The organism is Sporosarcina sp. CAU 1771, assembly GCF_054482775.1.
Genome location: NZ_JBTLRN010000011.1, coordinates 1 through 12,649, shown reverse-complemented (window position 1 = coordinate 12,649; position 12,649 = coordinate 1). Strand labels below are relative to the sequence as shown.

Here is a 12,649-nt window from a genome sequence, read left to right as displayed (position 1 = left end):
TTATCATAAAAGGAGGTTACTTAAATGACAAACGATGACCGAAAAGAAATTGTTAAAAAGAGAGAAATGCGTACGAAAGAAATTTCAAATATGATAGATGAGGGTGGAGTAGGCGCAGATAAGTATTACGATATCGAAAAAAAGCCCTCCAAAGATTCTGCTAATTCGGAAAAGAAAGCAGATCAAAAGGACAAGGATGACAATAAATAAATCCTGCGGGTAATTTCAGAAACGAAAGAAAAGGTCTTCCATCAGTTCAGCAAACTGATGGAAGACCTTTTTTAACATCTTAATATGAAGTCAATTTTAACCATTCTTGCAAAGCATAGATCACCCGTTGCGGGCGCGTCATCGCGCTTTGAAATTCCTCTACATCAAGCGTATAAAGAGCATCTTCATTATTCCATAGACGTTCAAAGTATTCATTCAACTCTTCTGCAAGCTCACTATTCTTCGGCGCAATGACATGTAAATCACTTTCTAGATTGTAATTATCTAGCGTTCGTTCGGTTAAATTTGCAGAACCGTTTAAAATGTTTACAGAATCTCCACTATCAATCATGACTAGTTTCGTATGGTATTGACCAATTACGGTATTATACCAACGGACCTCAATTGCTTCGTCACTGTCTTCTATTAACTTTTGAACAACAGGACGATTCGGAATACCTGATTTATCGTTACCAAAAGAATTCTCGTTTGGATCTAGAATAAGTTTTATATCAACTCCACGGTCCGCCGCTTGTGTTAATGCCTTTACAACTTTTGGCTCTGCAATAAAGAACATTCCAATCCGCACGCGATCCCCTTTTCCAGCGGAAGTTATGTTTTCTATAAGTATGTCTTTAATTTTCTGCTCAGTGACGTACTGAACACTGTATTGCCCTTCTTTTATTCCTTCTACATCAACGCGCGGAAGCGTCTGTCCCGTTTGTCCTGTCGTATAATTAAATATAGCTTCCTCCGCTTCAAGCAAATCATTTAAGACTGTTCCCGATACTTTAAGCGCAAGGTTACCGTGGTAACCACTGGCATCATGAGGGTTAGATGAACTGACGAGACCTGCCCGTTCTGTCACGATCACTTTACGATGGTTTGCTTTCACATTCATCATTGTTACGTAGGATGCCAACCTAAGTTTCGGGGCTTATGCCGACATCGCATTCGGAATCCAACTCTTTCCTCCAATATCGCCCCAACGGAATAACGTTCGATACAGCCCTGAATAGAGTGGCATGGAATCCCTTAATGGATCCAGATCCGTGTATACAACTTCCACACCTGCGTCCTCTAACTTCTTAAACCACTTTGACTCATATGATTCATAGCCTGTATTAATTGGATCTGTAATAAACACAATTCTTAACTCGGGATTTTCTTTCTTTTTATCAAGAAGCTTTGTAGTTAAGGTCTCAGATATTTTCGGATACGCTACTTCTTCATCCCCATAATGATCCATTAAAAATAAATCCAAGACAATAAACTCCTCCGCCGCCTCAATTATCGAATAAACTTCTTCAAATATATGATTTTCATGCACTGTGCCGTCCCCATCTTGATTCTGAGCATAGGTCAAATCTGTAAACACTTCGATGGCATCTGTCTGGTGAACTTCACCTTCATAACTAATGCCAGGTGGTAATTGCTTATATGTATGATATAAAATAACGCCGATATAAATACATAAATAGACACCAAGAGCTGTCCAGATAATCTTTCGAGTTCTTTTTGTCATTCGTTTCTTTTTCTTCTTTATCGCCATCTCAGCACCCCATAAAATTGAATTACTTGTACATTCCCTGTTCCTACCTTTCACAAACTTGTTAACTCGCGAAGGGTCTTATTCGTTTAAGTTTAATAAGAAGCTGCATGAAAGATGAAGTACAGGTCCTAATACATTAAAAAGACAAAAAAAGCCTTTCAACAAGTTAGTAAATTGTTGAAAGGCCTTCAAGTTTTTCTTAAACTACTATGACTTACTAACGCTCATGATCAATAGAATGAACATACTTCGATGAAGGTTTTTCTAACCCATGATAAATCAGGGGTTTAGAGTTTTCCTTACATCATGCCGCCCATTCCACCCATGTCTGGCATTCCGCCGCCCATAGGAGAATCTTGTTTAACGCTTGCTACTACAGCTTCTGTTGTTAAGAACATAGCTGCAACTGATGCTGCGTTTTGAAGTGCGTAACGTGTCACTTTCGTTGGATCCACGATTCCCGCTTCCATCATGTTTACCCATGTGCCTTCAGCTGCGTCGAAACCGATACCGATTTCTTCACGCTTCAAGCGGTCAACAACGATTGAACCTTCAAGACCTGCGTTGTTCGCAATTTGACGAACTGGCTCTTCAAGTGCACGAAGAACGATTTTAACACCTGTTGCAACGTCACCTTCAGTTGACTCCATAAGTTCAGCTACTTTGTTGTATACGTTAACTAGTGCAGTTCCACCACCAGATACGATACCTTCTTCAACAGCTGCACGTGTAGAGTTCAATGCGTCTTCAATACGAAGTTTACGCTCTTTTAGCTCAGTTTCAGTAGCTGCTCCAACTTTGATAACTGCAACGCCGCCTGCTAATTTAGCAAGACGCTCTTGAAGCTTCTCTTTGTCGAATTCAGAAGTTGTTTCTTCTAATTGTGTACGGATTTGGTTTACACGACCTGCAATTTTGTCAGAGTCGCCATTGCCTTCAACGATTGTTGTGTTGTCTTTTGTAACAACAACTTTCGATGCACGGCCCAATTGTGTAATGTCCGTAGATTTAAGGTCCAATCCAAGATCTTCAGTGATCACTTCTCCGCCAGTTAGAGTAGCAATATCTTCTAACATAGCTTTACGGCGATCCCCAAATCCAGGTGCTTTAACAGCAACTGCGTTAAACGTTCCACGTAGCTTGTTCACAACAAGAGTTGCAAGCGCTTCGCCTTCAACGTCTTCAGCAATCATAAGAAGTGGCTTACCTTGTTGAACAACCTGCTCAAGAACTGGTAAAATTTCTTGGATATTTGTAATCTTTTTATCTGTAATTAAAATATAAGGGTTCTCAAGAACAGCTTCCATTTTGTCCGTATCTGTTGCCATATATGCAGATGCATATCCACGGTCAAATTGCATACCTTCTACAACGTCAAGTTCTGTTGTAAATCCTTTTGACTCTTCGATTGTAATTACGCCGTCGTTGCCAACGCGCTCCATAGCTTCTGCAATAAGTTTCCCTACTTCTTCGTCTCCAGAAGAGATTGCTGCAACTTGTGCAATTGACTCTTTTCCTTCGATTTCTTTAGAGATTTCACTTAGTCCTGCAACAGCTGTAGCAACCGCTTTTTCGATTCCTTTACGGATTCCAACTGGGTTCGCACCCGCTGTTACGTTTTTCAAACCTTCATGAATCATAGCCTGAGCAAGAACAGTTGCAGTTGTTGTTCCGTCACCAGCAATTTCATTTGTTTTTGATGCTACTTCAGCAACTAGTTTAGCACCCATGTTTTCAAATGCATCTTCAAGTTCGATTTCACGTGCAATCGTAACTCCGTCATTTGTAATAAGTGGTGAACCGAATGACTTTTCAAGAACTACGTTACGTCCTTTAGGTCCAAGTGTAACTTTTACAGCATCTGCAAGTGTATTTACACCGCGTAGCATAGATCCACGTGCATCTTCATTAAACTTAATTTCTTTAGCCATTTATAAGTACCCTCCTGTTTTTGTATATAATTAAAATCAATATTTAGAAAGATTAACCGACGATTGCTAAAACATCGCTCTCTCGTAGAATTAGATATTCATTACCTTCATATTTAACTTCAGTACCTGAGTATTTTGAGAAGATGATGCGATCGCCTTCTTTAACTTCTAGGTCGATACGAGATCCGTTATCTAGAACACGGCCAGCCCCAGCAGCAACTACTTTACCTTCTTGTGGCTTTTCCTGTGCAGAATCTGGTAGCACAATGCCACTTAGCGTTTTTTCTTCTGCCTCAATTAATTCAATTACGATACGGTCACCTAATGGTTTCAACAAATGAAACAACCTCCTCGAGATAGTATATTCTTTTTAGCACTCACTCAACAGGAGTGCTAACACATTATTTATTCTAAAAGAGATTCGGATATATTGCAAGTAAAATCACTCCCTTTCCTTCTCTTTGCTTATCTGCCTGAAAACAGATAAAATAACGTCATCCATGTATATGAAAGGAAGTTCATTTTGAAGAACCGAAAAACCTATGTATACCTAATACTTGCCTATATTGCTATGCACGTCGGTAGCATTTTTGTAGCAAAATATTTATTTGAAAGTTTTCCGTGGGATGCGAGTTTCACTGATGAAGATAAGGCTTATCGTTCTAGTGCTTGGTCGTTATTTAGTACAAATGCGTTGGCAGCTATTGTTTTCTTTTTAATTATTTATCCGAAAAAGAAATTCTTCCACGTGTTCAATGGGAAAAAGTCTTCTATCGGGAAAGCGGTACTCTGGGGTGTTATTGGCTTCTTCCTAGCTCTACTAGGGCAAATGATAGCCGGTAGCATTGAAATGGCATTGGGAGTAGAGCCTGGTTCTGAAAACACCGCTTTACTAGCTGATATTGCAAAGGTTTCTCCTATTATCATCATTTCAATTGTTCTCTTTGCTCCACTTCTTGAAGAAATTATATTTAGACGGGTACTCTTTGGTGGACTGTACCAAAAAACAAACTTTATAATTGCCGCCTTACTAAGTGCAGTGATTTTTGCCGCTGTACATGGTGAATTGCAACATTTACTAATTTACATGGCACCGGCTCTTGTATTTTCATATATTTATTACCGAACGAAACGCTTAATCACACCAATCATTGCCCATCTTTTAATGAATGGTTTCGTTACAATTGTTCAGTTGAATTATGATAAGTGGTTAAAATGGGCTGAATTGCAAAAGTCGATCGTATCATTTTTCCAATAAAAAAAATGCTTTCGACCTTAAATATCAAGGTTGAAAGCATTTTTATTTATTTTCATGTTCTTCAATTTGACGCTCTTGCTCGGCTTTTAAAAACTTACGATAGCCAAAGCGGGATATGAAAACACTTAACTCATACAGTGCAAACAAAGGAACCGTGACAAATAAATGTGAAAACAAATCAGGTGGCGTTATAAATGCCGCAAGCACGAAAAGAGCAAAGTAAGCATACTTACGAATCTTAACAAGCATCACAGGATTTACAATACCTAATCTAGTTAGAAACAGGAGAACAATCGGTAACTGGAAAACAATTCCAAAAGGAACCATGATTTGGAATAGAAAACTGAAGTACTCATTAATACCAATCGTCTGAGTAATTCCTAATTCGCCTGATAGATTAATCATGAACTTCATTATATAGGGCAACAAGACAAAATAAGAAAACGCAACTCCACCTACGAACAATAGAAAAGTAAACGGAATATAATTCCTAGTTGCTCGGCGTTCTTTTTCATGAAGTCCTGGTGATACAAATGACCATAATTGATACATAATAATCGGTGAAATTAGAATGATTGAAATGAAAACGATAACTTTCAAATAAATCATAATTGGGTCTAGCACAGTAAAGGAGTGCAAAACACTCTCTTCACCTAGTCCCCCTTGGACTTCTGATGTATATTGCATTTGCAGAAACTTAATAATCGGTGTTGCAATAAAAAAACTGCCGATAACCGCAATAATAAAGAAAACGACGATTAACATCAGCCGTTTCCTAATTTCATCTATATGTTCAATGACTGTTAAATTTTTCTCTTCCATCGGACTGACATCCTAACTCACTTCAGTTCTTCTTTTTTATCATCAATTTTCTTCACGTCGTCATCATCTGCGAGACCTTTTGTCGCGTTTTTGAATTCACGCAATGAAGAACCGAACGCCTTCCCGATTTCAGGTAACTTTTTCGGGCCGAACACAAGCAATGCAATGATTGCTATTACAATCAAGCTCATTGGACCTGGCATCTCGGACACCTCCATCCTTTTCTGGATAGGAACAAAAATATTCCTTCACATATACCTCATTTTACACGATAATCGCTCACATTACTATCAACCTGCAGTTAAAATTGTGAATCTTTTACGTCATTTTTAATGAAATAAATAAGTGTTTGCAGTTCAACAGACAAATCAATCGTATGTACTCGCACAGATTCTGGTACCGCTAGACGGACAGGCGTGAAATTTAGAATCCCTTTTATACCTGTTCCAACAACTTCATCTGTTACTTCCTGCGCTATTCGTGCCGGGACCGTAAGAAGAACTAGGTCGATTCCAAATTCCTTCATCTTCTCCTCAAGCAGGCTCGGTGGATACACTGGGATCCCACTTACCGTTTTCCCCTCGAGCGGCGCTTTTGGATCAAACGCAATGACAATACGGGTGTTATGATTCTTTTGGAAATTATATTTTAGAAATGCACTTCCGAGACTACCGACTCCAATTAGGGCAACATCAGTTTCTTCATCCTGATCAAGTGCTTTTCGAAAAAAGTTAACGAGATACTTCACATCGTATCCGTATCCTTTTCTACCCAATGCACCAAAATGGGAAAAATCCCGTCGGATCGTAGCTGCATCTATTTTCATTACTTCACTTAATTCACTTGAAGAAAGACGCATCTTTCCAGCATTTGCAAAGTTTTGAAGAAATCTATAATAGAGTGGCAAACGTTTAGACGTCGCCTGTGGTATTTTGGTTGGTTCACCTGCCATGTTACTCCTCCTTGTACCTCTACCAATTACGACTCGGCATAATTGCATCCAGACTTTGAAGCGCGGCAATCTGGATGAACACCTTTGTTGCACCACGATATGGTGCACTTAGGATACCTTCTTCTCTTCTTCAAGGCGCTTTTATCGTACAGCATTAGAAGTTGATTGTAAAGTCAGTCATTGCATGCTTTGTACAGTTCTATTACAATTGTAAATGAATAGAGGTGTTCAGTATGATTGTTTTACAAGTGAACGGACTTATAAAATCATTCTCAGGAACAAATATATTGGAAAATGTTCAACTTGAAGTACAGCATCGTGATCGCATTGCACTCGTAGGTAGAAACGGTGCAGGTAAATCTACGTTACTTAAAATAATTGCAGGTGAGATGTCTTTTGATTCAGGAGATTTGATGATTCCTAAAGGGATACGAATCGGTTATCTCGAACAACATTCTGGGCTTGATTCAAAGCTAACCGTTTGGGATGAAATGATGACTGTTTTTGAACCCCTTCACATCATGGAGAAACGCATCCGGTCCCTTGAACAGCAAATGGCTGATCCTGATGTTTATAATCATCCTGATACTTACGCACGTGTGATGAGTGAATATGACAGTCTACAAATTGAATTCAAAGATCTCGGCGGTTATCAATACGAATCGGAAACCCGCTCCGTATTACACGGAATGCGCTTCTACCCAGAGGATTATGAAAAAGCCGTCCATCTACTTTCGGGAGGTCAAAAAACTAGGCTCGCCCTCGCAAAAATGCTTCTAAGCAGACCCGACCTCCTCATTCTTGATGAGCCTACCAACCATCTAGATATTGAAACACTTGGATGGTTGGAAAAATACCTAGTTGGATACGAAGGTGCACTTCTTGTCGTTTCACATGACCGTTATTTCCTTGATGAAATCGTGACTCTTGTCTATGAAGTTTCAAGAACAAAAGTATCGAAGTTCACAGGGAACTATAGTAACTATCTAGATGAAAAAGCAAAAAACTATGAACGCGATCGGAAATTATATGAACGCGAGTCGAGTGAAAAAGCTAAACTTGAAGATTTTGTTCAACGAAATATAGCTCGTGCATCGACATCAAAAATGGCTCAAAGCCGTCGGAAAGTACTTGAACGTACAGAATGGATGGATTCTCCAGATGGTGATGAGAAATCCGCAAGCTTCACGTTTGAAATTGACCGACAAAGTGGGAATGACGTTTTAGCTTTTGATGACTTAGCAATCGGTTATGATACTACGCCCGTTTCACAAGGTCTTCACTTACGAGCTTACCGAGGTGATCGTATAGCAATTATCGGACCAAACGGAGTAGGGAAGTCCACTTTATTAAAAACAATTATTAGTAAGCAACCTCCACTTGATGGAACAATTCGATACGGGACAAACGTTCAGTTTGGATACTATGACCAGGAACAAGCAACTCTGATAGGCACTGGAACAGTTCTCCAAGAAATTTGGGATGATTGGCCGTTGATGAATGAAAAAGATATACGCGCCGTCCTAGGTCGTTTCTTATTCACGGGAGACGATGCTGGTAAACCCGTCACTTCTTTATCCGGTGGTGAAAAGGCTAGATTATCGCTTGCTAAACTAATGCTGAAAAAGTCGAACACGTTAATACTCGATGAACCGACAAACCATTTGGACTTAGATAGCAAAGAAGTACTTGAAAATGCCTTGGATTATTTTCCGGGCACCCTTATTTTCGTTTCCCACGATCGGTACTTTATCAATCGAATCGCAACGAAAGTCATTGATATTAGCGCTGACGGTGCTGTGGAATATTTGGGGGACTATGATTACTTTGTCGAAAAGAAACTTGAGCAAGAAGAACTTCTTATGGAAAAAATGGCTTCCGAAAAAGTGGTTGTTGTTGAAACCGAAAAAGGAAGAAATGAGGATAGAGATCAAAGACGTGCTGAGAGAAGACTTACCCGAGCGATTTCTGATGCAGAGAGCGAAATCAGTGTGCTTGAAGAAAAAATAACGCAACTTCAAACAGAGCTTGAGCTTCCCGATTATGCAGATGATCACATAAAGTTAATGGAAGTACAAGCCGAGATTGATGAACTTCAAAAAAAGCACGATGAACAGACAGAAAACTGGCTTTTATTACAGGATGAACTAGAGACAATATAATCCACAAAAGCACCGTGAGAAGCGAATTGAGTCGTTTCCCATGGTGCTTTTATTAATTTCAACTACTTTATAGAGTAAATGAAGAACTATGCCTTCAGATAATAATCATCTTACCCACAATCTTATCCACATAATTAACACTGTTAAATCAAGTCCCAACAAGCTTTTCAACAGTATCCACAAAAAACTCAATACTTATACACAATTCTATCCTCCTGCAAACATCATTAAATCGGCACCTATTTTTGTTATACACAAGTTATCCACACTCTGTTGATAAGTGCAAACGTTCCCTATTGACAAATCTAAAAATATCAGGAAAAAAACGCGGAACTCGTCTTAAGTCGACAAGTTCCGCGTTTGTTCACTTTATTTATTCCATGATTCTAATTGCCATCCAGGGCGTGCATTCATTCCGAGTGTTCCCCGTGCACCTGCATTAAACATTGATGTTCCAGCAGCGGCAATCATTGCTGCATTATCTGTGCATAGTGAAATAGGTGGTACATAAAAAGGTATTGTTAGATCTTTAAATGATGTTTCTAGTGATGCACGCAAGCCCTTGTTTGCCGCGACTCCACCTGCTGCAATCACTTGCTTAACGCCAAATTCTTTCGCAGCTCGAACTGTTTTTGTAGTCAATACATCAATAACGCTTGATTGAAATCCGGCAGCTACATGTGAAGGATTCAATATTCCTCCACGTTGGTCAAGATTATGCTTATAGTTAATAACAGACGATTTCAGGCCACTAAAACTAAAATCGTATGAATCTGCTTCTAGCCAAGCTCTTGGAAACTCGATTTCCCCGTCACTTTCAGCGGCCAATTTATCAATACCTGGACCACCTGGATAAGGAAGCCCAAGTACACGTGCTACTTTATCGTAAGCCTCTCCTGCTGCATCGTCACGCGTCTCTCCGATCAATTCAAAGGCACCATGCTCATCCATCAAGACAAGCTCTGTATGTCCTCCTGACACGATGAGAGCAAGGAGAGGAAATTGCATTGGTTGCATTAATTGATTGGCATAGATATGTCCTGCAATATGATGAACTCCGATTAAAGGCAATCCGTTTGCAAATGCAAATGCTTTTGCTGAATTTATACCAATGAGTAACGCACCGACTAATCCAGGGCCTTCAGTTACTGCAACCGCATCTAAATCTTTTGGATTTAGGTTTGCTTTTTGAAGTGCTTCTTCAATAACAAGTGTAATTTGCTCCACATGATGTCTTGACGCAATTTCTGGTACTACCCCACCAAATCGTTTCTGACTATCAATTTGTGAAGCAATAATGTTTGAAACAATTTCAGTTCCATTTTTCACTACGGATGCAGCGGTTTCGTCACAACTTGTCTCTATGCCTAATATATACGTATCTTTTGTCATTATAATTCCACCCACATGACGAGCGCATCTTCATGGTCGTCGGAATAATAGTTTTTTCGTATGCCGCCATCTTTAAATCCAAGTTTCCTGTAAAGATTTTGTGCCGTTTCATTACTTACACGTACTTCAAGTGTCATTAAACGCACATCCATTTCCTCGCAAAATGCAATCGCTTCTCTCATTAATCCTTCTCCAACACCAAATCCACGCTGATGCTTAAGAACAGCAACATTCGTTATATGGCATTCATCAAGCACAATCCACATACCGCAGTGACCAATTACTTGCTTGTCCTTTTCTGCGACAACGTAATATGCATACTCATTACCGTTCATTTCATGTTGAAATATTTCTTCTGTCCAAGGTGTAGAAAACGATTCTTCTTCAATCTTTACAACAGAGGGAATATCTTCATGAACCATTTCTCGGTAGTAAATTTCATTATCCAAGGTTATTTTCCTTCCTTTGCTCTTTCATCCAGTTTGCTTCTGCTTCTGCAATCCGACGATATTCTGGAACAAATTGATGAATTTCCTCAGTCGTCTCAGACTGTTGTGCCGTATAAATAAGTGACGAAGCGCGGGGTAAATTAAACTGAAATGGAGCTATTAACATGTTTTCCACATATCTTTCTTTAAGTACATCTTCATGGAGCACAGTGTCTTTTCCAATAAATAAAATAGGTTCATCTACTTGATCAAGAAGCTCCATCAGATGCTCAAGTTCATAATGCCCATCCTCAATTACAGTAGTAAGTCGGCCATCAGCATTTTTATAAGCACCAGAATACACATTACCTCTTCGCGCATCGACGATTGGACAAATCAATCCATTAAAAAAAAGTCCATTTGTTGCTATTGCCTTCAAACTAGAAACAGCAAAAAGGGGCTTTTTCAGTGTCCAAGCAAGCGTTTTTGCAATGGTTACCCCTATTCGAACACCCGTATAAGATCCAGGACCCTCTGATACGGCAATTGCATCAATTTCAGCAGGAACCAACCCAGCCTTTTTAAAAACTTCCTCAATAGCCGGCATTGCACGAAGCGAATGATTTATTGCCAATGAAGTATTCTCTTCAATAAGTAATTCACCGTCTTTAACAATTGCAATGGAAAGCGGTGTATTTGCAGTATCTATACCTAACCAAATCATATGGAAATCTCCTCGCAAATTTTTTCATATCGTTCACCAATTGGATAGAATGTGATCAACCGTTCATTCATACCTTCATGAACTATTTTTATTTCTAATCGCTCTTTAGGTAAATCCGCTTCAATTAGATGAGCCCATTCAATAACAGATATAGAATCTCCATAAAAAAGCTCGTCCCAGCCTAAATCTTCTTCACTTCCAGCCAATCTATACACATCGAGATGATTTAAAGAGTAAACAGCTCCAACATATTGTTTTAAAATCGTAAATGTCGGGCTATTCACATTTCGTTTAACTCCCAGCCCTTTCGCAAGTGCTTGTGTAAATGTTGTCTTACCTGCCCCAAGATCACCTTCAAGTGTAATGACATCTGGGGGGCTAAGTAGTTTTGCTAGTTTTCTAGCGATACTATTTGTTTCTTCAAGTGAATGAACTGTTATTTCTCTCATCATATCGATAACCTCCCTTGGGGATAACTCTAATCTTTTAACTATACCCCATTATTCTTGTCTGTTTCCATTATTTAAATTGTATATTCTTTCGGCTTTTATCTTGCTTCATTTATATATGTTAACGTTATTATATTTTATAGATTATTCGATTGGATGGTAAAGCTTTAATATTTACTTGTATGAACTTTATTCTTCTTTCTACGTATAATGTAACGTTTGTTGAATTTGAATGCAAAAAGATTTGTTTTTCCGCTTCCAAATTTATGTAAGTTTGCTCGGATACGTGTTTAATTTTGAAATCACAAAAAAACCGATCCCCCGGATAAATCCCGAGAATCGGTTATATAAGTAAAATTAAATGGCGGTCCCGACGGGAATCGAACCCGCGATCTCCTGCGTGACAGGCAGGCATGTTAACCGCTACACCACGGGACCTAAATATAAATAATACAAGCCTAGCAACGTCCTACTCTTGCAGGGGGAAACCCCCAACTACCATCGGCGCTGAAGAGCTTAACTTCCGTGTTCGGTATGGGAACGGGTGTGACCTCTTCGCCATCATCACTAGACTTGTTTGAACTTATTCGTTCAAAACTGGATAAAACAGACATTAGAGTTCATTTAGCAAAGCTAAAAGAACGTTCTTCGAAACGGTTTGTGAATCAAGCAAACCTGATTACTTTAGGTTAAGTCCTCGATCAATTAGTATCCGTCAGCTGCACGCGTCGCCGCGCTTCCACCCCGGACCTATCAACCTCATCATCTT

Annotated in this window: 14 protein-coding genes, 1 tRNA gene and 2 rRNA genes; 3 read left to right on the top strand and 14 right to left on the bottom strand. The window is 39.3% G+C overall.

What is annotated here, in order from left to right; all coding sequences use genetic code 11:
• Positions 1-24: 24 nt before the first annotated feature.
• Positions 25-210 (top strand): hypothetical protein, encoded by a 186-nt coding sequence (locus tag ACXYMX_RS09315; protein ID WP_459043979.1) that lies wholly within the window; start codon positions 25-27, stop codon positions 208-210.
• Between the two features lie 79 nt (positions 211-289).
• Here ACXYMX_RS09315 and ACXYMX_RS09310 read toward each other — a convergent pair whose 3' ends face one another.
• The 4 genes from ACXYMX_RS09310 to groES all read right to left on the bottom strand — a co-directional run bounded on the left by ACXYMX_RS09310 (position 290) and on the right by groES (position 4,030).
• Complete coding sequence (locus ACXYMX_RS09310) at positions 290-1,114, bottom strand: phospholipase D-like domain-containing protein (RefSeq protein ID WP_459043978.1); 825 nt, start codon at positions 1,112-1,114, stop codon at positions 290-292.
• Positions 1,115-1,147: 33 nt separating this feature from the next.
• The gene (locus tag ACXYMX_RS09305) at positions 1,148-1,762 is read right to left on the bottom strand and encodes a phospholipase D-like domain-containing protein (RefSeq protein ID WP_459043977.1); all 615 of its coding nucleotides are present in this window, start codon (positions 1,760-1,762) and stop codon (positions 1,148-1,150) included.
• A 299-nt stretch (positions 1,763-2,061) separates the two neighbouring features.
• Complete coding sequence (gene groL, locus ACXYMX_RS09300; protein ID WP_459043976.1) at positions 2,062-3,693, bottom strand: chaperonin GroEL; 1,632 nt, start codon at positions 3,691-3,693, stop codon at positions 2,062-2,064.
• Positions 3,694-3,745: 52 nt separating this feature from the next.
• Complete coding sequence (gene groES, locus ACXYMX_RS09295; RefSeq protein WP_459043975.1) at positions 3,746-4,030, bottom strand: co-chaperone GroES; 285 nt, start codon at positions 4,028-4,030, stop codon at positions 3,746-3,748.
• A 186-nt stretch (positions 4,031-4,216) separates the two neighbouring features.
• On the opposite strand from groES, the gene ACXYMX_RS09290 reads away from it, so the two are divergent.
• Positions 4,217-4,951 (top strand): CPBP family intramembrane glutamic endopeptidase, encoded by a 735-nt coding sequence (locus tag ACXYMX_RS09290; protein WP_459043974.1) that lies wholly within the window; start codon positions 4,217-4,219, stop codon positions 4,949-4,951.
• A gap of 42 nt (positions 4,952-4,993) precedes the next feature.
• Here ACXYMX_RS09290 and tatC read toward each other — a convergent pair whose 3' ends face one another.
• The 3 genes from tatC to ACXYMX_RS09275 all read right to left on the bottom strand — a co-directional run bounded on the left by tatC (position 4,994) and on the right by ACXYMX_RS09275 (position 6,725).
• Positions 4,994-5,773 carry a twin-arginine translocase subunit TatC gene (gene tatC, locus ACXYMX_RS09285; RefSeq protein WP_459043973.1) on the bottom strand — a complete coding sequence of 260 codons (780 nt, stop codon included), beginning with the start codon at positions 5,771-5,773 and terminating at the stop codon, positions 4,994-4,996.
• 17 nt (positions 5,774-5,790) lie between these two features.
• Positions 5,791-5,976, bottom strand: a complete 186-nt coding sequence (locus ACXYMX_RS09280) for a twin-arginine translocase TatA/TatE family subunit (RefSeq protein WP_459043972.1) — start codon at positions 5,974-5,976, stop codon at positions 5,791-5,793.
• Between the two features lie 98 nt (positions 5,977-6,074).
• On the bottom strand, positions 6,075-6,725 hold the full coding sequence (locus ACXYMX_RS09275) for a redox-sensing transcriptional repressor Rex (protein WP_459043971.1): 651 nt from the start codon (positions 6,723-6,725) through the stop codon (positions 6,075-6,077).
• Positions 6,726-6,958: 233 nt separating this feature from the next.
• On the opposite strand from ACXYMX_RS09275, the gene ACXYMX_RS09270 reads away from it, so the two are divergent.
• Positions 6,959-8,887 (top strand): ABC-F family ATP-binding cassette domain-containing protein, encoded by a 1,929-nt coding sequence (locus tag ACXYMX_RS09270; protein ID WP_459043970.1) that lies wholly within the window; start codon positions 6,959-6,961, stop codon positions 8,885-8,887.
• 369 nt (positions 8,888-9,256) lie between these two features.
• On the opposite strand, the gene tsaD is transcribed toward ACXYMX_RS09270, so the two are convergent.
• The 7 genes from tsaD to ACXYMX_RS09235 form a co-directional block, all read right to left on the bottom strand.
• Positions 9,257-10,279 (bottom strand): tRNA (adenosine(37)-N6)-threonylcarbamoyltransferase complex transferase subunit TsaD, encoded by a 1,023-nt coding sequence (tsaD, locus tag ACXYMX_RS09265; protein WP_459043969.1) that lies wholly within the window; start codon positions 10,277-10,279, stop codon positions 9,257-9,259.
• The gene (gene rimI, locus ACXYMX_RS09260; protein WP_459043968.1) at positions 10,279-10,728 is read right to left on the bottom strand and encodes a ribosomal protein S18-alanine N-acetyltransferase; all 450 of its coding nucleotides are present in this window, start codon (positions 10,726-10,728) and stop codon (positions 10,279-10,281) included. Before rimI ends, tsaD begins: the two co-directional genes overlap by 1 nt.
• Entirely contained in the window at positions 10,721-11,431 is a 711-nt protein-coding gene (gene tsaB, locus ACXYMX_RS09255; protein ID WP_459043967.1) for a tRNA (adenosine(37)-N6)-threonylcarbamoyltransferase complex dimerization subunit type 1 TsaB, read from the bottom strand. The genes rimI and tsaB overlap by 8 nt, the downstream gene beginning before the upstream one ends.
• Positions 11,428-11,880, bottom strand: coding sequence for a tRNA (adenosine(37)-N6)-threonylcarbamoyltransferase complex ATPase subunit type 1 TsaE (tsaE, locus tag ACXYMX_RS09250; protein ID WP_459044039.1), 453 nt, complete (start codon positions 11,878-11,880; stop codon positions 11,428-11,430). Before tsaE ends, tsaB begins: the two co-directional genes overlap by 4 nt.
• A gap of 362 nt (positions 11,881-12,242) precedes the next feature.
• Positions 12,243-12,318, bottom strand: a tRNA-Asp gene (locus ACXYMX_RS09245).
• Between the two features lie 18 nt (positions 12,319-12,336).
• A 5S ribosomal RNA gene (gene rrf / locus ACXYMX_RS09240) occupies positions 12,337-12,452 on the bottom strand.
• 113 nt (positions 12,453-12,565) lie between these two features.
• Positions 12,566-12,649 (bottom strand): 23S ribosomal RNA (locus ACXYMX_RS09235); the annotation flags it as partial.

Excerpts from the sequence above, each read along its gene's own strand:
- ACXYMX_RS09315 (WP_459043979.1), top strand. The coding sequence starts at position 25 with ATGACAAACGATGACCGAAAAGAAATTGTTAAAAAGAGAGAAATGCGT.
- ACXYMX_RS09310 (WP_459043978.1), bottom strand. The coding sequence starts at position 1,114 with ATGATGAATGTGAAAGCAAACCATCGTAAAGTGATCGTGACAGAACGG.
- ACXYMX_RS09305 (WP_459043977.1), bottom strand. The coding sequence starts at position 1,762 with ATGGCGATAAAGAAGAAAAAGAAACGAATGACAAAAAGAACTCGAAAG.
- groL (WP_459043976.1), bottom strand. The coding sequence starts at position 3,693 with ATGGCTAAAGAAATTAAGTTTAATGAAGATGCACGTGGATCTATGCTA.
- tatC (WP_459043973.1), bottom strand. The coding sequence starts at position 5,773 with ATGGAAGAGAAAAATTTAACAGTCATTGAACATATAGATGAAATTAGG.
- ACXYMX_RS09280 (WP_459043972.1), bottom strand. The coding sequence starts at position 5,976 with ATGCCAGGTCCAATGAGCTTGATTGTAATAGCAATCATTGCATTGCTT.
- ACXYMX_RS09275 (WP_459043971.1), bottom strand. The coding sequence starts at position 6,725 with ATGGCAGGTGAACCAACCAAAATACCACAGGCGACGTCTAAACGTTTG.
- ACXYMX_RS09270 (WP_459043970.1), top strand. The coding sequence starts at position 6,959 with ATGATTGTTTTACAAGTGAACGGACTTATAAAATCATTCTCAGGAACA.
- tsaD (WP_459043969.1), bottom strand. The coding sequence starts at position 10,279 with ATGACAAAAGATACGTATATATTAGGCATAGAGACAAGTTGTGACGAA.
- tsaB (WP_459043967.1), bottom strand. The coding sequence starts at position 11,431 with ATGATTTGGTTAGGTATAGATACTGCAAATACACCGCTTTCCATTGCA.
- tsaE (WP_459044039.1), bottom strand. The coding sequence starts at position 11,880 with ATGAGAGAAATAACAGTTCATTCACTTGAAGAAACAAATAGTATCGCT.